Source organism: Haloferax volcanii DS2 (genome assembly GCF_000025685.1).
Classification (GTDB): Archaea; Halobacteriota; Halobacteria; order Halobacteriales; family Haloferacaceae; genus Haloferax; species Haloferax volcanii.
On the sequence record NC_013967.1, the window covers coordinates 385,556 to 400,522 of the forward strand.

Below are 14,967 nucleotides of genomic sequence, written 5' to 3' on the forward strand. Positions count from 1 at the left end.
GGGGTGAGTCGAGACGGAGCGAGACGAGACGGGCGGGACTCGCGTTCGGGCGCTAGTGGACGAGCCGACTGCAAGTGCCACAGAGGTTCTCTTCTTTCACGTCGACCTCTCGGACCGTCGGCGAGAAGGACATGACGCACTTGTTGTTGTCGCAGTGTTCGAGGCCGAGGGTGTGGCCGATTTCGTGGACGACCTCTTTTCGCACGCGGTCGGACAGCACCTCCTCGGCGGGTTTGTTCGTGATGCCGCCGTCGCTGGTGGTTTGGAGACGGTACGTGGAGATGACGGAGCCGTTGCCGTTGAGGTACGCGAGGCCGAAGACGTAGTTTCGGCGGCGGTAGTAGAGGTCTTTTTCGGTGATGCCGATGTTCTTCTCGCCGCGCCCGATGCGGCTCGCCAGCTCGATGAACTGCTCGGCCCGGTACTGGTTTCGGCTCCGGTCGAACGCGCCCTCGGGTATCGCCTGATTCGATTGCACGGTCACGTCGCAGTCGTAGACGGAGCGGAGTCCGGCGGATGCCTCCCGCTTGACGGCCGCAGAAATATCCCCGATAGGCACGATATCGACGAGCATGCGAGGGATTAAGCGGGGACGCTTCATAAATATCCCGACGTGAAAAAATCGCTGCGCGACGCGCTCGTCGGACAGTTGTCGGGGTACGACCGCGCGGTCGAAGTCGGGGTCGGCCGGGAGCCGTCGGTGGCGGCCGCCCTCGCCGCCCGCGGGGTCGACGTGGTCGCCGTCGACGTCCACGACTTCCCCGTCCCCGACGGCGTCTCGTTCGTCCGCGACGACGTGTTCGCCCGCGCCGACGCCGCCGACCTCGGCCCCTACGCCGCCGCCGAGGTCGTCTACGCGCTGAACGTCCCCGTCGAACTCCACCGCCCCGCCGCGGAGGTCGCCCGCCGCGCCGACGCCGACTTCCTGTTTACCACGCTCGGCTACGACGAGCCGTCGGTTCCGGTCTCCCGCGAGTCGCTTCCGGGCGAGACCCTGTACGTCGCCGAGCGCGGGCGACGGGACCAGCGCGCCCGGCGGGACTCTCCCGGTCGGTCCCAAGAGTAAGGCACTTGCCCGCTCGTCGCGGGCTTCCGGTATGCACGCGGACGCTGTCGTCCTCGATATCGACGGAGTGCTCGTCGACGTCGCCGACTCCTACCGGCGCGCCATCGTCGAATCCGTGGACCGACACTACGGCACGACCATCTCCCGCGACGAGGTCCAACTGTTCAAGGACGCCGGCGGCTTCAACAACGACTGGGAACTCACCTACGCGGCGGCGCTGTCCGTCCTCGCCGCCCGCGAGGCCGACCTGTCGGTCGCCGCGTTCACCGGCGAAATCGAGGCCCGCGGCGGCGGCCTCGACGCCGCCAAGGCGACCGTCGAGGCCCTGCTCTCGGAGCCGAGCGTCGTCTTCGACGAGTGGGACCCGGAGGCGCTCCGCGAGACGTTTCAGGCGCTCTACCTCGGGAGCGACCTGTACCGCGACCTCGAAGACGGCGACCCGCCGTTCGAGGCTCCCGGCTACATCCACGACGAACCGGTGCTCCTCCGCCCGGAGACGCTCGACGCCCTCGGCGACCGCGAACTCGGCGTCGTCACGGGTCGTCCCGCCGCCGAGGCCGACATCGCGCTCGACCGCGTCGCCCTCGACGTGGCCGACGACCACCGGTTCACGATGGACGACTGGGAGGAGGGCAAGCCCCACCCGGCCGCGCTCGTGACGGTCGCGGAGCGCCTCGGAGCCGACTCGGTCGTCTTCGTCGGCGACACCCTCGACGACGTGAAGACGGCGCTGAACGCCGACGCCGCCGACCCCGAGCGCGTCTACTACGGCGTGGGCGTCCTCTCGGGCGGCCTGACCGGCGACGACGGCCGACAGAAGTTCTCCGAAATCGGTGCGGCCGCCGTCGTCGAGGACGTGAACGAGGTTCCGGACCTGCTCGACTGATGGCTCAGACGCCGACTCAGACTCCCGTTTCGCCGCCGGAGGGTCGCTGATGGGACACCTCCGCGCCTTCGTCGTCACGCTGCTCGCGCTCGACGCGCTCGTGGTCGTCGTCGGGACGTACCTCCTCCCGCCGGACCCGTTCGCGCAGTTGGTCCTCGTCGGGCCGCTCCTGCTTTTGGCCCCGGTGGTCGCGTGGTGGCTCGTCTACCGCGACGGCTTCGAGCGGGTGCAGGCGCTCGTCGAGTCCGACGGCGGGGGTCGATAGCGCCGTCCACCCGCCGCCGCCCGCCCGCGAACACAGGCAGAACCCACCGGTCGCACAACCCTTTAGGTCGGCTCGGTCCGGAGGTGTGTGTATGCGAATCGCACTCCTCGGTGGGACCGGCGACATCGGCGAGGGCCTCGCCCTCCGCTGGGCCTACCACACCGACCACGAGGTCATCGTCGGGTCGCGCGACCCCGACAAGGCCCGCGCGAAGGCCGACGAGTACGAGACCGAACTCTCCAGCCGCGGCCGCGACGTGAAGGTAAACGGCTTCACGAACGAGATGGCCGCCGACCGCGCCTCCGTGGTCGTCCTCGCCGTGCCGCCGTACCACGTCTCCGACACCGTCGAGGCCGTTTCCGACTCGCTGTCCGAGGGCGACGTGCTCGTCACGCCCGCGGCGGGCATGAAGCGCGACGACGACGGCTTCCACTACCACCCGCCGAAGGCGGGGAGCGTGACGGCGCTCGTCGCCGACGCGGCCCCCGACGACGTGCCGGTCGTCGGCGCGTTCCACAACCTCGCGGCCGGCCGACTGGCCGACCTCGACGCCGACCTCGGCATCGACACGCTGCTCGTCGCCGACGACGAGGACGCCAAAGAGACGGTGCGCCTGCTCGCCGAGGGCATCGACGGCCTCCGCGCGCTCGACGGCGGCGGCCTCGCCAACGCCCCCGAAATCGAGGGTATCACCCCGCTTCTCATCAACGTCGCGCGGAACAACGACGGCCTACACGACCTCGGCATCCGGTTCAAGTAGCGCCGTCCGACCCGCGCCCGAAGCCATTTTTCACGACAGTTCCGACCCCGGCACCGTCGCGGCCTCCCCGTAGAGCGTCCGCGCCACGAGCAGTCCGACGACGACGACGAGCGCGACGCAGGCGAGGTACTCGACGCGGAAGCCGACCACCTCGGCCAGCGGGACGGCCACGAGCGGGCCGAGCGTCGACCCCGAATCGCCGAAGACGTTGTAGACGCCGCCGAGTTTGCCCACGTCGTCGGCCGGGCTGAGGTCTCCGAGATAGGCCAAAAGCGGCGGGTTCGACCCGCCGACGCCGACGCCGATGAGCGCCACGCCCGCGAGCGTCGAGGGGAGCGTCGGTACGAGCGCCAGCAGGGTGAACCCGGCCGCGAGGACGCCCAGCGCGGGGAGCGTCAGCGCCGCGCGGTTCGACAGACGGTCGGAGTACCGGCCGACGACGAGCGTCGTGACGCTCGACGCGACGACGCCGACGGCCATCACGACGCCGCTGACGCCGGCCCCCGACAGCCCGCCGAGCGAGATGTCGTTCGCCGTCGCGTACAGCACGGCCGTCGAGAGGAGGACGCCGGAAAACAGAAAGCGGACGGCGAAGTTGACGGTGCCGACGGTGAAGATGCGGATGTCGGCGCTGACAAGCCGCGGCACCTCGCGGAGCGAACTCGCCGCCGTCACGTCGGTTTTCACGTCCGGGAGGACGGAGATGGCGACGAGGGCGGCGAACAGCCCCGCGTACCCCGCGACGGCGAACGCGGTGGCGTAGCCGAACGCGTCGGTGACGAGGCCGCCGACGACGAGGCCCGCGGGGAAGCCGAGGCTCTGCCCGCCGCGCATGTAGCCGACCCACTTCCCGCGGTTTCCGTCCGAGGTGACGTGGGTGATGGTGCTGAACGCGCCGACGAAGACGAACGCCGAGCCGACGCCCCAGCAGGCCCGCGACAGGAGGAAGACGGTCGCGCTGTCGAGCGGAATCGGCCCGGGGTTCAGCCCGAGGACGTAGCCGAACGGCGACAGCCCCTGCACGACGAAGCCGGCTATCATCGGCCGGCGCGTCCCCATCCGGTCGAGTATCTGCCCGGCGGGCGTGTTCACGACCAGCCGGGTGAACCGGTTGGCCGAGAGGATGAGACCGACCACGAACGGCGTGATGCCGATGATGGGGCCGAGCGTCGGGAGCGTCGGGAAGGCGACGCCCGCGCCGACGCCGCCGAAGAAGACGCCCGCGATGAGGCTGCCCGCGACGAACTCGACCGACGGCTCGTCGCCGCCGAACAGCCGACTCACGCCGCCGACCCTCGGGTGGCGGGCGCGGCGCGGTGGGGCGTGGGGTGCGCGGGAGCGGACTGGGAGTCGCGGGTTCGAGGGGCGTGCATCGAGAGGGTGCGCTATCGTAAACGCACGCTCTTGGTGCTTTGCAATCGGGCCGTCTCGTCCGGGAACTGCGGGCGTCGGCGCGGCGAGCGACTACCGGCGTCGTCGTCGCGGTCGCGGTCGCGGTCGCGGTCGTGGGACCCCGTCTCAGAAGCGGGCTTTCAGTTCGTCGCGCAGGTCGTCGAGCGAGGCGTCTTTCATCGACAGCAGGACGAGCAGGTGGTAGACGAGGTCGGCGCTCTCGTAGAGCAGTTCCTCGCCGTCGTCGTCCTTGGCCGCGAGGATGGTCTCCGTCGTCTCCTCGCCGAGCTTTTCGAGGACGTAGTTCTCGCCTTTCTCGTGGGTGAAAAGCGTCGTCGTGTAGGAGTCTTCGGGGAGGTCGGCTTTGCGCGACTCGATGGTCGCAAAGAGTTCGTCCAAGACCTCGTCGGTCGGGGTGTCGGCGTCCATGGTCGCACGACGGGCGGGCGCGGAAAAAGACCCTCTGGTTCCGGCGAGCGGCCGTCACTCAGCCAGTTAGCCGGCCGCTCAGGCGTCGATTTCGACCGCCAGTTCGTCGAAGAACGCGAGGTCGTGGAGGCGGCTGTCGGGCGTCAACTCGGGGTGGAACGACGTGCCGACGACGGGGCCGTCGCGGACGGCGACGGGGTTGCCGTCCCACTCGGCGAGCACCTCGACGCCCTCACCGACCTCGTCGATGAGGGGCGCGCGGATGAACACCGCGGGGAACGGCGAGTCGAGGCCGGCCACGTCCAGCGGGGCCTCGAAGCTGTCGACCTGCCGGCCGAAGGCGTTGCGGTCGACCGTCGCGTCGAGGAGGTCGAGCGTCGTCACGCGGTCGTCCTTGGCGTCGCGGGAGGCGACGATGAGGCCGGCACAAGTGGCGAGGACGGGCTTTTCAGCCTCGACGTGGGCGCGAATCTCGTCGGCGATGCCCTCGCGTTCGAGGAGTCTGGAGATGGTTGTCGACTCCCCGCCCGGCATGAGTAACACGTCGCAGTCGGGGACGAGGCCGTCGCTTCGAATCTCGACGATTTCGGCGTCGACGCCGTGGGCCTCGGCGGCCCGCTCGACGGCGTCGGCGTGTTCGGACACGTCGCCTTGCACGGCGACGACACCGGCGCGTAGCGTGGTCATAGACGGGTCTCGGGAAGCCGTGGACAAAAAGCGTCCGTTCAGCGGTCGGCGCGGTTCAGAACGCGAGCGAGTTCAGTACCAGCACGCCGATGCCGAACAGCGCCCCCGCGGCGAAGATGGTCTTGGGGTTGACTCGAATCGCGTTGCGGTCCTCCGCGTCGAAGTAGCGGACGAGGCCCGCACTCGACATCAGACCGCCGCTGTTCTGGCCCTTGCTCATGTTCCACCGTCCGTGCGTCCGCCGCCTAAACGTTTCGGCTCGCTCCGGTCCCGGGGGTCGCCCGGCCGGAACGCCTCCCGACTTGCCGGCGAATCCGCTCGGATTGCGAGTCGGCTGACGGCCCCCTCGACGCTCAGAAGGCTGGAATTCGACTGAACTGGACGGGCGCACAACCGGAGAGCCGCGGGCCCATGAGTAATCCTTATGCGCCGGGGCGGGCAAGTTGCGCCGGGATACGATGACTGTTCGACTCTTGGACTTCTACGCGGACTGGTGCGGCCCTTGTAAGACGCAGGACCCGATTCTCGACGAGCTCGAAGGCGACTACGAGACCGTCGAGTTCGTCAAGGTCGACGTCGACGAGGAGCAGGACGTGGCCAACCAGTATCAGGTTCGCTCGCTTCCGACGCTCATCGTCGAGAACGACGACGACGGCATCGTCGACCGCTTCGTGGGCGTCACCCAGCGCGACGACATCGAGTCGGCGCTGAGCCAGGCCGGCGCGTAAGCGCGCCGCGGACCGCCGCGTTTTCCGACCCATCCGGACGAACGCCGAGCGCGCCGCGAGCGCCGGCGGTGTGTCTCGCAAGCGTTATACGACCGGCGGCGGGACTCGTATGCATGGCTAGTGACGCTGCGACGAAGCGGACGCTCGAGAAGCAGATTTGCATGCGGTGCAACGCGCGCAACCCCCAGAAGGCAAAGCAGTGCCGCAAGTGCGGTTACAAGCACCTTCGACCCAAGTCGAAGGAACGCCGCGCCGCGTAAGCCCGCACGCTTCTCTCAGGCGTCTCGCCGATACAGCGCGAACAGCACCGCGAGCAGCGCGAGCTGGACGAGTTTGTCCGCGACGCCGCCGATGCCGAAGATATTCGGCCAGTTCAGCGCGACGTAGAGGACGACCTGCCCGGCGGTGAAGGGGATACCGAGCAACACCACCCGCGAGCGGCGGCGCTCGTCGCCGCGGAGGACGCCGACGATACCGGCCGCGAACCCCCCGGCGGCCCCGACGAACGCGATGCCGAGCGGGTCGGCGGGGTTCGCGGCCAGCGCGCCCGCGCCGAGGACGAGGTGAATCACGCCGGTCACGGCCGCGAGGGCGACGCCGACGTAGTGCAGTCGCGTCAGGTCGTCGCTCGGCTCCGTGACCGCGTCGGTCGCCATCTCAGGCCTCCGGGTACTTCGGCTCGCGCCGCTCCGCGCGTTCGATTGCGCGTTCGAGCGCGTCGCGGACGGTGTCGCCGCCGGCCTCGTTCTCGAAGGGGTCGCCGTGGCCGGCGTACAGCGCCTCGACGGTCGAGGGAAGGCGGTCGAGGAGCGTGTGCAGGCTGCTGATGAGGCGCTCGCGGGACTGCCCCGGCATGTCGGTGCGGCCGAAACTGCCGTCGTCGAACGCGCCGTCGTTGTAGACGAACACGTCGCCCGAAAACAACGACCGCCCGCTCACGAGCGAGACGTGGTCGTCGGCGTGGCCCGGCGTGTAGACCACTTCGAACGACTCGTCGCCCATCTCGACGTGGTCGCCGTCTCCGAGCTCGTGGGTCCGAAGCGGGTGGTCGGCGTAGGCGTACACGTCGGGGTCGAACCGCTCGACCACCGCGCCGAGTTCGCCGACGTGGTCGGAGTGCTGGTGGGTGACGACCACGGCGTCGAGGTCGTCGGTGTGTTCTGCGACGACGTCTTCGACGCCCGACATCGTCCCGGCGTCGACGAGGACGGTTCGCTCGCCGAGGACGAGGTAGGCGTTGCAGGTGAAGGTCTCGGCGTCGGCGGTGACTGGGATGACTTCCATACCGCCGCGTACGCGCTCGACCGGAAAAAGTCGGGCGGGTGCGGCGCCACCTCGCCGCGTGAATCGCCTCCGAACGTCGGGCTCACGCGACAAATCCTTTTTGGGGCTCGGTCGTGTACGTATGTCTGTATGGGATTTGGGAGCTACGACGAGTCCGAACAAGGAGACCAGAACGTCGACTTCGACGAGGAAGACGGCGTCACGACGAGTGAGGAGAAACACGAGGGCGAGGTCGATTTCGAAATCGGCGCGTCCAACGACGAACTCCTCGACCGGCTCCAGGAGATTAAAGACGAGTGAAGTCGGGGTCTCGCGCCCTCGGGGTCGCGGAATCCTCCCCCGGGGCGGCGCGCGCACCCACAGACGACGCTGACGACGCTCATTTTTCCACAGACCCGTCTCCGGAGAGCGTCCTCTGCGGCGCGGTCGTCCGCGCCGACCGGGTCGTCGACGGCCTCGCCTTCGAGACGTGCGCCGTCGGCGGCGACGACGCGACCGACGCCATCGCCTCGTTGTACGACTCCCTCGACCGCGAGGACGTACGCTACCTGCTCGTCTCCGGCATCGCTCCGGCGTGGTTCAACCTCGTCGACATCGACCGCCTCGCCGCGGCCCTCGACCGCCCGGTCCTTTCAGTCTCTTTCGAGGAGAGCGAGGGGCTCGAACCCGCGCTCACCGAGCAGTTCTCGGGCGCGGCGCTCGACCGACGACTCGCCACGTATCGCGCAGCTCCGCCCCGCCGACCCGTCGAGGTGAACGGGGAGACGGTGTTCGTCCGGGCCGCCGGCTGCGACGGCGACGAGGCCGCGCAAGTCGTCCGCGGCTTTACCCCGACCGGCGGCCGCCCCGAGCCGATTCGCGTGGCCCGGATGGCGGCCCGCGCCGCGCGACGCTTCGCCGGGGATTAAGCCGTCCCCGCCCTCGAACGGAGTATGGAACACATGGAGGGCCTCTGCGTGACGGGCTGTGAGCGATGCCCCGAACTCGTCGACTCGCGGAGTCGCATCGTCAACGGGGTCGGCCCCGACGACGCCGACCTGCTCTTCCTCGGTGAAGCGCCGGGCGCGAAGGAAGACGAGGGCGGCGAGCCGTTCGTGGGTCGCTCCGGCTCCGTGTTGGACGACGCGCTCCGCGAGGCCGGCCTCGCCCGCGCCGACGTTCGCATCACCAACTGCGTGCGGTGCCGCCCGCCGGACAACCGCGACCCGACGAGCGACGAACTGTCGAACTGCCGGGGCTACCTCGCCCGCGAACTCGAACTCGTCGACCCCGAACTCGTCGTCACGCTCGGAAAGGTGCCCTCCCAGCACCTGCTCGACCGCGGTGTCGCCATCACGAACGAGTCCGGGTCGGTCGTGGACGCCCGAGTCGGGGACGCCTCTTACCGCGTCCTCCTCTCCGTCCACCCCGCGGCGACGCTGTACGACCGGAGCCAACGCGAGGGCTTCTTCGAGACCATCGCGCGCGCCGCCGACCTCTCGGGGCTCGCGGACTCCGCGGACGGACAGGCCAGTCTCGGTGACTTCTGAGCGCGGCGCGGGCGGCCGGCGAAGAGGCGAGACGCGACCTCGTGGTGGCAGTCGGCGGCGACGACATGGGCGACGCTGTGAGACGCGGGGGAGCGATAAAAACCGAACCGCGGGTGCGTCACCGAGCGGGCGGACGCCTACTCCCAGATGGAGCGGGCCATCCGCTGCGGGAACTCGACGATGAGTTTGAGCAGGCTCGTCCCTTCCTCGTTGCCGCGGATGTACGACCGGACCCGCTGGCTCACGAACTCGACGGAGACGACGAGCATGAAGATGACGAGAATCGTCGCCATCATGTTCGTGTACCGGAACAGACCGCGCTGGGTCTGAAGCACCTGTCCGAGGCCGCCGCCGCCGATGAGTCCCATCGTGACGCCGATGCGGACGTTGATTTCGAGGATGTACATCGTCCACGCGATGAAGGGCGTAAAGACCTGCGAGAGCATCCCGAAGACGACCTTCTGGGGGCTGTTCGCGCCGGTCGACTCGATGGCCTCTATCGGTCCGTCCTCGACTTCTTCGAGGGCGTCCGTGAACAGGCGACCGAGGTTCCCCATCGTGTCGGTGCCGATGGCGAGCGTCGCCGTGAACGGCGAGACGCCGCCGAGGGGGATGTAGATGAGCGCCCACACCAGCGCCGGGATGGCGCGGATGACGCTCATCGTCCCGCGGAAGATGAAGTTGAAAGGGTACGGCGTCACGCGCTCGGAGCCGAGCACCCCGAGGATGAGCGCGCCGGGGATGCCGAGGACGGTCCCGACGAACCCCATCGCGAACGTGACGAACACCGCGCCGAGAACGGGGTTCCCGTCCTGGAACTGGAGGAGGAGGTTCCGTTCTTGGATGAACGCCCAGTACTGGCTGACGTCGACGAAGGGGATGACGCCGAACAGCGTCCCCGGCGGGAAGAAGTCGCCCAGCGCGTCGGTGAACTCCGGCCAGTACTCGACGATTTCACCGATGGAAAAGCCGACCTCGCTCAGCGCGTTCGTGAAGAACCACGCGAAGAGGACGAGGACGACGATTGAAAACAGCAGTCTGACTCGCTTTGCAATCTGGATGTTTCGCAGCGCGTCCTCGATTCGGTCGGTATCAGTACTCATGTGACCTCGCTCCGCTTGTGGCGGCCGCGTTGTTTTCGGGCGGCTCGTCGGCCTGTTCTTCGCGGATGGCCTTCGTCTCGATGTCGCCGTAGATGCGGTCGATGACGTCGACGTCGAAGTCCTCGCGGTAGCCGTCGAAGACGATTTGTCCGTCTTTCATTCCGATGAACCGTTCGCCGAACTCGCGGGCGATGTTGACCTGATGGAGGCTCGCGATGGTGGTCAAGTCGCGCTCGTCGGCCGCGTCGCGGATGTACCGCATCACCGTCTCCGCGCTCGCGGGGTCGAGGCTCGCGACGGGTTCGTCCGCGAGCAGGAGGTTCGGGTTCTGGACCAGCGCGCGGGCGATGCCGACGCGCTGTTGCTGCCCGCCGCTCATCTTCCCGGCGCGCTGGTTGGCCTCGTCGAGCAGTCCGACGGTTTCGAGCGCGCGGAGCGCCTCCTGCTTGTCGTCGCCGTCGTACAGGCCGAGCAGGCTGCCGAGGAACGATGTCCGGCCGAGCGCCCCGGTGAGCGCGTTGCTGTACGCGCTCATCTGCCCGAGGATGTAGTGTTGCTGAAATATCATTGCCACGTCGTTTCGAGGCCCCATCACGTTCGCGTCGTCGATGGTAATCGACCCGCTCGTCGGGCGAGTGATTCCGTTGAGACAGCGGAGGAGGGTCGACTTCCCCGCCCCCGATTGCCCGAGGACGACGACGAACTCGCCGTCCGGGATAGTAAACGAGACGTCGTCGAGGGCCGTGACATCTCCGTAGGATTTGCTGAGGTTCGTTACTTCAATCGTACTCATTATCGTGTCTGTCGCGTCGCGTAGTTCGCGTGCGGTCGAACCGTTCGTCGGGTTGCGACCGCACGGTAGGGAATCAAAACCGCGGAGTCTCGCTCTTACTGTCCGAGCGTGACGCCGAGCTCGTCGAGGACTTCCTGAACGGGCGCGTAGTCGTCGACGGACCCTTGGTCGACCCCGGTAAACCAGAGCTGTTGGTCGTCTTCGAGGTCCTCGTTGATGAGGTCGTCTTCGGTCACGTTGAGCAGCGCCTCTTCGATGTCGTCGTACAGCCCTTGGTCCATGTCGGTGCGGCCGAGAATCGGGGCACGCGGGATGGGGTCGGAACACGACAGCAGTTGCAGTTCGGGCGACGCCGTTCCGAGGTCGCCGTCGTTTTCGGCCGACATGTCGAGGAACTGTTCGGGGAACTGGTCTTCCGGAACGTGCGGGGCCGTCGAGAACGCGCCCGTGCCGGCGGCGACGACGTCGTCGCGGTTGATGAGCGTCTCGCGGGCCGTCGAGTGGTCGGAGAACTGCGCCTCGAAGTCAACGGGGTTGCCGTCGGGCGCGCCGCCCGTGTCGAGGCCGGCCGTGCTCAGCATGGACAGCGGGAACAGCGACCCACTCGTCGAGAGGCGGTCAGCGAACGCGACCGTCTCGCCTTCGAGGTCGGTCAGCTCTTCGATGTCGCTGTCGGGCGTCGTCGTGATGAGCGAGAAGTACCGCGAGGCCCCGTAGGCGATGCGGATGCCGATGACCTCGGTGATGCCCTCGTTCCCGCCCTGAATAGCGATTGCGGGGGCGGCGTCGGCGATGTCGGCCTGTCCGCTGTCGAGCGCCTGCAACACCGCCGCGTAGTCGGCCGCCACGGTGGATTCGACCGTGACGCCGACCTCGGACTCGATGTAGTTGAAAAGCGGCTGATACTGCGCTTCCACGTCCACGTCCGACTCGGCGGGCGTGAGCGCGAACATGATGGACTCCGGTGACGACTCGGTCGTAGTCGACGTCGTCGTCGCCTCGGTCTCCGAGGACGCTCCCGACTCCGTCGTGGTCGTCGTCGCTTCCGAGCTATCGTCGCCACCCGTACATCCACTGAGCGCCGTCAACCCCGCGACGCCAGTGATTCCTGCCGTTCTGATGAATTCTCGTCTACTCGCCATTGAACTCGTCTTGTAATTCCGACACTTGTTGTTAAGATTTGCTATTTTTTCTCTATATTCGTATTGAATAGAATCGGTGTTCTCAGGTTGACGGCGCTATCGCCCCTGCAAGCCCCCGTGGAGTCTTCGAGTTCGGACTTCGGACCCCTTCACGCGACGGGTCAGAGGCGTGCGGCAGGGTCGCGCGGCCGGTCTCCGACGGCTCCCGCGCGGAGCGCTCACCCCGAGGGAAAATCACTTTGCTGTCCTCTGCGGACGTTCGGTATGAGCACGACACAGCCGCCCGAAGAGACCCTCGCCGACGTGGTGATGGTCGACTACGGGCTCGGAAACCTCCGGAGCGCCATGCGCGGGCTCGAACGCGCGGGGGCGAACGTCGTCATCTCGGACGACCCCGCCGACTTCGACGACGCCGACGGCATCGTTCTCCCCGGCGTCGGCGCGTTCTCCGAGGGGATGGAAAACGCCGGACCGTTCCGCGAACCGCTCGCCGAGGCCGCCGCCGACGGGACGCCCGTCTTCGGCATCTGTCTCGGGATGCAGATGCTGCTTACCTCCTCCGAGGAGGCCGACCACGCCGGCGAGGGCGAAGTCGAGGGGCTCGACTTCATCCCCGGCCGCAACGTCCGGTTCGACGAGGGACAGAAGGTCCCGCACATGGGCTGGAACGAACTCAACGTCCAGCGCGACCACCCGCTCGTCGAGGGCGTCGACGGCGAGTACGCCTACTTCGTCCACTCCTACTACGCCGACCCGGACGACGAGGGCGCGGTCGTCGCCTCGACCGACTACGGCGTGGCGTTCCCCGCGGTCGTCGCCAACGAGGCGGGCACCGTCTTCGGCACGCAGTTCCACCCCGAGAAGTCCGGCGAGACCGGGCTGACCATCCTCCGCAACTTCGTCGAGTTCTGCGCGGAGCGATAGGCCGAATCTGCCTGCCCCGACGGTCTTTTGTCGCCGCTTCGTGAAGGGGTGCCCATGCAGGCAGTCACGCTCGGTCCGGCGGGCACGTACTCCCATCGCGCCGCCCGCGCGGTCGCCGACGACGTCGCCTTCCGAGAATCGGTCACGTCTATCGTCCAAGCGGTCGCCGACGGGTCGTTCGAGCGCGGCGTCGTCCCCATCGAAAACAGCATCGAAGGGAGCGTCACCGAGAGCCTCGACGCCGTGGCGAACTCGGACGTGAGCGTCGTCCAGGAAATCGTCACGCCCATCCGCCACGCGCTGTTGGCCCAGAGCGCGAACTTCGACGTCGTCGCCAGCCACTCCCAAGCGCTCGCGCAGTGTCGGACGTACCTCGAAGAGAACTACCCCGACGCGAAACTCGAAGCCGTCGCCAGCACGGCCCGCGGCGTCGAGCGCGCCCGCGCCGACCCGACGGTCGCGGGTATCGGCCACCCGGACAACGTCGGTGACGACCTCGAAATCATCGCCGAGGACATCCAAGACCAGTCGTCGAACGCCACCCGGTTCCTCGTCATCGGCCCCGAGTCCGCCCGCTCGGACGCCGGCGGCAAGAGTTCGCTCGTCGTCTATCCGAACGCGAACTACCCCGGTCTCCTCTTGGAACTGCTCGAAGCGTTCGCCGAACGCGACATCAACCTCTCGCGCATCGAGTCGCGGCCGAGCGGCAACCGCCTCGGCGACTACCTGTTCCACATCGACGCCGACGCCGGTCTCTACGAGGAGCGGATGCAAGGGGCGCTCGAAGAGGTGGAGGGCATCGCCAGCAACGGCTGGGTCCGCGTCCTCGGGTCGTACGACACCCGACACGTCCTGTACTGACGCCGTTTCGACGCCGAGACGCTCGCCCAGCGCCGCACCTCGCCGCGTCCACCCCGTCCCGCTCCGTCACGCCCGCTCGGTCGCTCTCAACGTGTGAGTCCGAGCACATCTTTCTTTGTCGTCGGCGACGTATCCAAACGCGTATGCAGCGAAACCCGTTCGACGAGATAGAAGACCTGTTCGACCGGATGGGCCGGTCGTTCGAGGAGTCCGGTATCGGTCGGTTCCAAGACATCTCCCTCGACGTCGTCGACGACGAGGCCATCGAGGTCGTCGCGGACCTCCCCGGCTTCGAGAAGGACGACCTCGACGTGAGCGTCAGCGGGCGGCGACTCACCATCGCGGCCGACCGCGAGGAGTCGAGCGAGGTCGACGACGAGCAGTACGTCCGCCGCGAGCGGAGTCAGCGCTCGGTCTCCCGGACGATTACGCTCCCCGCCGAAGTCGTGCGCGACGAGGTGACGGCGTCGTACAAAAACGGCGTCCTGACCGTGACGCTCCCGAAGGCCGAACCCGCGGGCGACGACTCGACCGAAATCGACATCGAGTGACGCGGCTCATCTTTTGAATACCGGCGCTCTGGCTCCCGAGCCGTGCGAACTGCTATCCACGTTCCGGCAACGATTATCTCCTCAGACGGCGTCTATGACCCTCGGTGAAAACACACATGATGCGACGTACCAACCCCTTCGACGACTTCGAGGAACTGTTCGAGCGAATGTCCCGCCAGTTCGACGAGATGGGACGCCAGTTCGACCGCTCGGGCATGATGGCGCAGGTCCGCCACGAGATGGCCATCGACGTCACCGACCACGACGGCGAAATCGTCGTCACGGTCGACCTCCCCGGCTACGAGAAATCGGACATCGCCCTGTCGGTCGCCAACCGCACGCTGACCGTCGAGGCGACGCGCGAACTCGACGCGGAACGCGCCGATGGCGAGTATCTCCGCCGCGAGCGCCGCCACGAGTCCGCCCGCCGCACGATTCGCCTCCCCGAGACGGTCGACGAGAACGGCGCGTCCGCCAGCTACCACAACGGCGTCCTGACGGTCACCCTCCCCAAACACGACGCCGAACCCGACGACTCCCGCCGCATCGACATCGACTGAGCGGGCG

23 protein-coding genes are annotated in these 14,967 nt (G+C 67.9%); 13 read left to right on the plus strand and 10 right to left on the minus strand.

What is annotated here, in order from left to right; translation table 11 throughout:
* Nucleotides 1-52: 52 nt before the first annotated feature.
* Nucleotides 53-574 carry an archaemetzincin family Zn-dependent metalloprotease gene (locus HVO_RS06760; protein ID WP_004044495.1) on the minus strand — a complete coding sequence of 174 codons (522 nt, stop codon included), beginning with the start codon at nucleotides 572-574 and terminating at the stop codon, nucleotides 53-55.
* A gap of 39 nt (nucleotides 575-613) precedes the next feature.
* Here HVO_RS06760 and HVO_RS06765 point away from each other — a divergent pair, with 39 nt between their 5' ends.
* The 4 genes from HVO_RS06765 (at nucleotide 614) to npdG (ending at nucleotide 2,977) form a co-directional block, all read left to right on the plus strand.
* The gene (locus HVO_RS06765; protein WP_004044494.1) at nucleotides 614-1,066 is read left to right on the plus strand and encodes a UPF0146 family protein; all 453 of its coding nucleotides are present in this window, start codon (nucleotides 614-616) and stop codon (nucleotides 1,064-1,066) included.
* A gap of 31 nt (nucleotides 1,067-1,097) precedes the next feature.
* Complete coding sequence (locus HVO_RS06770) at nucleotides 1,098-1,952, plus strand: TIGR01548 family HAD-type hydrolase (protein ID WP_004044493.1); 855 nt, start codon at nucleotides 1,098-1,100, stop codon at nucleotides 1,950-1,952.
* Between the two features lie 49 nt (nucleotides 1,953-2,001).
* A complete protein-coding gene (locus HVO_RS06775; RefSeq protein WP_004044492.1) occupies nucleotides 2,002-2,217 on the plus strand; it encodes a DUF7534 family protein in 216 nt (71 codons plus the stop codon).
* Between the two features lie 91 nt (nucleotides 2,218-2,308).
* Nucleotides 2,309-2,977, plus strand: coding sequence for an NADPH-dependent F420 reductase (gene npdG, locus HVO_RS06780; protein ID WP_004044491.1), 669 nt, complete (start codon nucleotides 2,309-2,311; stop codon nucleotides 2,975-2,977).
* A gap of 30 nt (nucleotides 2,978-3,007) precedes the next feature.
* On the opposite strand, the gene HVO_RS06785 is transcribed toward npdG, so the two are convergent.
* The 4 genes from HVO_RS06785 to HVO_RS06800 form a co-directional block, all read right to left on the minus strand.
* The gene (locus HVO_RS06785) at nucleotides 3,008-4,261 is read right to left on the minus strand and encodes an MFS transporter (RefSeq protein WP_004044490.1); all 1,254 of its coding nucleotides are present in this window, start codon (nucleotides 4,259-4,261) and stop codon (nucleotides 3,008-3,010) included.
* Between the two features lie 234 nt (nucleotides 4,262-4,495).
* The gene (gene hisE, locus HVO_RS06790) at nucleotides 4,496-4,798 is read right to left on the minus strand and encodes a phosphoribosyl-ATP diphosphatase (protein WP_004044489.1); all 303 of its coding nucleotides are present in this window, start codon (nucleotides 4,796-4,798) and stop codon (nucleotides 4,496-4,498) included.
* A 78-nt stretch (nucleotides 4,799-4,876) separates the two neighbouring features.
* Entirely contained in the window at nucleotides 4,877-5,485 is a 609-nt protein-coding gene (gene pdxT, locus HVO_RS06795) for a pyridoxal 5'-phosphate synthase glutaminase subunit PdxT (RefSeq protein ID WP_004044488.1), read from the minus strand.
* Nucleotides 5,486-5,540: 55 nt separating this feature from the next.
* On the minus strand, nucleotides 5,541-5,705 hold the full coding sequence (locus tag HVO_RS06800) for a preprotein translocase subunit Sec61beta (RefSeq protein ID WP_004044487.1): 165 nt from the start codon (nucleotides 5,703-5,705) through the stop codon (nucleotides 5,541-5,543).
* Nucleotides 5,706-5,943: 238 nt separating this feature from the next.
* Here HVO_RS06800 and HVO_RS06805 point away from each other — a divergent pair, with 238 nt between their 5' ends.
* Together HVO_RS06805 and HVO_RS06810 are read left to right on the plus strand one after the other, a co-directional pair.
* The gene (locus tag HVO_RS06805; RefSeq protein WP_013035354.1) at nucleotides 5,944-6,213 is read left to right on the plus strand and encodes a thioredoxin family protein; all 270 of its coding nucleotides are present in this window, start codon (nucleotides 5,944-5,946) and stop codon (nucleotides 6,211-6,213) included.
* A gap of 113 nt (nucleotides 6,214-6,326) precedes the next feature.
* A complete protein-coding gene (locus HVO_RS06810; protein ID WP_004044485.1) occupies nucleotides 6,327-6,473 on the plus strand; it encodes a 50S ribosomal protein L40e in 147 nt (48 codons plus the stop codon).
* Nucleotides 6,474-6,488: 15 nt separating this feature from the next.
* Here HVO_RS06810 and HVO_RS06815 read toward each other — a convergent pair whose 3' ends face one another.
* The gene (locus HVO_RS06815; RefSeq protein WP_004044484.1) at nucleotides 6,489-6,869 is read right to left on the minus strand and encodes a hypothetical protein; all 381 of its coding nucleotides are present in this window, start codon (nucleotides 6,867-6,869) and stop codon (nucleotides 6,489-6,491) included.
* Between the two features lies 1 nt (nucleotide 6,870).
* Complete coding sequence (locus HVO_RS06820) at nucleotides 6,871-7,497, minus strand: MBL fold metallo-hydrolase (protein WP_004044483.1); 627 nt, start codon at nucleotides 7,495-7,497, stop codon at nucleotides 6,871-6,873.
* Nucleotides 7,498-7,626: 129 nt separating this feature from the next.
* On the opposite strand from HVO_RS06820, the gene HVO_RS06825 reads away from it, so the two are divergent.
* Genes HVO_RS06825 through HVO_RS06835 form a run of 3 tightly spaced genes read left to right on the plus strand, consistent with a single transcriptional unit; the run spans nucleotide 7,627 to nucleotide 9,026 of the window.
* Entirely contained in the window at nucleotides 7,627-7,797 is a 171-nt protein-coding gene (locus tag HVO_RS06825; RefSeq protein ID WP_004044482.1) for a DUF5786 family protein, read from the plus strand.
* Entirely contained in the window at nucleotides 7,794-8,405 is a 612-nt protein-coding gene (locus HVO_RS06830) for an endonuclease dU (RefSeq protein ID WP_004044481.1), read from the plus strand. Before HVO_RS06825 ends, HVO_RS06830 begins: the two co-directional genes overlap by 4 nt.
* Before the next feature lie 24 nt (nucleotides 8,406-8,429).
* Nucleotides 8,430-9,026: a uracil-DNA glycosylase gene (locus tag HVO_RS06835; RefSeq protein ID WP_004044480.1), complete on the plus strand. Its 597-nt coding sequence runs from the start codon at nucleotides 8,430-8,432 to the stop codon at nucleotides 9,024-9,026.
* A 137-nt stretch (nucleotides 9,027-9,163) separates the two neighbouring features.
* On the opposite strand, the gene phnE is transcribed toward HVO_RS06835, so the two are convergent.
* The 3 genes from phnE to HVO_RS06850 all read right to left on the minus strand — a co-directional run bounded on the left by phnE (nucleotide 9,164) and on the right by HVO_RS06850 (nucleotide 11,875).
* On the minus strand, nucleotides 9,164-10,129 hold the full coding sequence (gene phnE, locus HVO_RS06840) for a phosphonate ABC transporter, permease protein PhnE (RefSeq protein WP_004044479.1): 966 nt from the start codon (nucleotides 10,127-10,129) through the stop codon (nucleotides 9,164-9,166).
* Nucleotides 10,119-10,922, minus strand: a complete 804-nt coding sequence (gene phnC / locus HVO_RS06845; RefSeq protein WP_004044478.1) for a phosphonate ABC transporter ATP-binding protein — start codon at nucleotides 10,920-10,922, stop codon at nucleotides 10,119-10,121. The genes phnE and phnC overlap by 11 nt, the downstream gene beginning before the upstream one ends.
* A gap of 95 nt (nucleotides 10,923-11,017) precedes the next feature.
* A complete protein-coding gene (locus HVO_RS06850; RefSeq protein WP_004044477.1) occupies nucleotides 11,018-11,875 on the minus strand; it encodes a PhnD/SsuA/transferrin family substrate-binding protein in 858 nt (285 codons plus the stop codon).
* Nucleotides 11,876-12,328: 453 nt separating this feature from the next.
* On the opposite strand from HVO_RS06850, the gene hisH reads away from it, so the two are divergent.
* The 4 genes from hisH (at nucleotide 12,329) to hsp14 (HVO_RS06870) (ending at nucleotide 14,960) form a co-directional block, all read left to right on the plus strand.
* Nucleotides 12,329-12,988 (plus strand): imidazole glycerol phosphate synthase subunit HisH, encoded by a 660-nt coding sequence (gene hisH, locus HVO_RS06855; RefSeq protein ID WP_004044475.1) that lies wholly within the window; start codon nucleotides 12,329-12,331, stop codon nucleotides 12,986-12,988.
* Between the two features lie 54 nt (nucleotides 12,989-13,042).
* Nucleotides 13,043-13,849, plus strand: coding sequence for a prephenate dehydratase (gene pheA, locus HVO_RS06860; protein WP_004044474.1), 807 nt, complete (start codon nucleotides 13,043-13,045; stop codon nucleotides 13,847-13,849).
* A gap of 143 nt (nucleotides 13,850-13,992) precedes the next feature.
* Nucleotides 13,993-14,400 (plus strand): archaeal heat shock protein Hsp14, encoded by a 408-nt coding sequence (gene hsp14 / locus HVO_RS06865; RefSeq protein ID WP_004044473.1) that lies wholly within the window; start codon nucleotides 13,993-13,995, stop codon nucleotides 14,398-14,400.
* Between the two features lie 116 nt (nucleotides 14,401-14,516).
* Nucleotides 14,517-14,960, plus strand: a complete 444-nt coding sequence (gene hsp14, locus HVO_RS06870) for an archaeal heat shock protein Hsp14 (RefSeq protein ID WP_004044472.1) — start codon at nucleotides 14,517-14,519, stop codon at nucleotides 14,958-14,960.
* Nucleotides 14,961-14,967: the final 7 nt, after the last annotated feature.

Coding starts and splice junctions, on each gene's coding strand:
- phnE (WP_004044479.1), bottom strand. CDS start 10,129: ATGAGTACTGATACCGACCGAATCGAGGACGCGCTGCGAAACATCCAG.
- HVO_RS06760 (WP_004044495.1), bottom strand. CDS start 574: ATGCTCGTCGATATCGTGCCTATCGGGGATATTTCTGCGGCCGTCAAG.
- HVO_RS06850 (WP_004044477.1), bottom strand. CDS start 11,875: ATGTTCGCGCTCACGCCCGCCGAGTCGGACGTGGACGTGGAAGCGCAG.
- HVO_RS06810 (WP_004044485.1), top strand. CDS start 6,327: ATGGCTAGTGACGCTGCGACGAAGCGGACGCTCGAGAAGCAGATTTGC.
- HVO_RS06770 (WP_004044493.1), top strand. CDS start 1,098: ATGCACGCGGACGCTGTCGTCCTCGATATCGACGGAGTGCTCGTCGAC.
- HVO_RS06805 (WP_013035354.1), top strand. CDS start 5,944: ATGACTGTTCGACTCTTGGACTTCTACGCGGACTGGTGCGGCCCTTGT.
- hsp14 (WP_004044472.1), top strand. CDS start 14,517: ATGATGCGACGTACCAACCCCTTCGACGACTTCGAGGAACTGTTCGAG.
- HVO_RS06820 (WP_004044483.1), bottom strand. CDS start 7,497: ATGGAAGTCATCCCAGTCACCGCCGACGCCGAGACCTTCACCTGCAAC.
- pdxT (WP_004044488.1), bottom strand. CDS start 5,485: ATGACCACGCTACGCGCCGGTGTCGTCGCCGTGCAAGGCGACGTGTCC.
- HVO_RS06815 (WP_004044484.1), bottom strand. CDS start 6,869: ATGGCGACCGACGCGGTCACGGAGCCGAGCGACGACCTGACGCGACTG.
- hisE (WP_004044489.1), bottom strand. CDS start 4,798: ATGGACGCCGACACCCCGACCGACGAGGTCTTGGACGAACTCTTTGCG.
- HVO_RS06835 (WP_004044480.1), top strand. CDS start 8,430: ATGGAACACATGGAGGGCCTCTGCGTGACGGGCTGTGAGCGATGCCCC.
- HVO_RS06800 (WP_004044487.1), bottom strand. CDS start 5,705: ATGAGCAAGGGCCAGAACAGCGGCGGTCTGATGTCGAGTGCGGGCCTC.
- npdG (WP_004044491.1), top strand. CDS start 2,309: ATGCGAATCGCACTCCTCGGTGGGACCGGCGACATCGGCGAGGGCCTC.
- HVO_RS06825 (WP_004044482.1), top strand. CDS start 7,627: ATGGGATTTGGGAGCTACGACGAGTCCGAACAAGGAGACCAGAACGTC.
- hisH (WP_004044475.1), top strand. CDS start 12,329: ATGAGCACGACACAGCCGCCCGAAGAGACCCTCGCCGACGTGGTGATG.
- phnC (WP_004044478.1), bottom strand. CDS start 10,922: ATGAGTACGATTGAAGTAACGAACCTCAGCAAATCCTACGGAGATGTC.
- pheA (WP_004044474.1), top strand. CDS start 13,043: ATGCAGGCAGTCACGCTCGGTCCGGCGGGCACGTACTCCCATCGCGCC.
- HVO_RS06775 (WP_004044492.1), top strand. CDS start 2,002: ATGGGACACCTCCGCGCCTTCGTCGTCACGCTGCTCGCGCTCGACGCG.
- hsp14 (WP_004044473.1), top strand. CDS start 13,993: ATGCAGCGAAACCCGTTCGACGAGATAGAAGACCTGTTCGACCGGATG.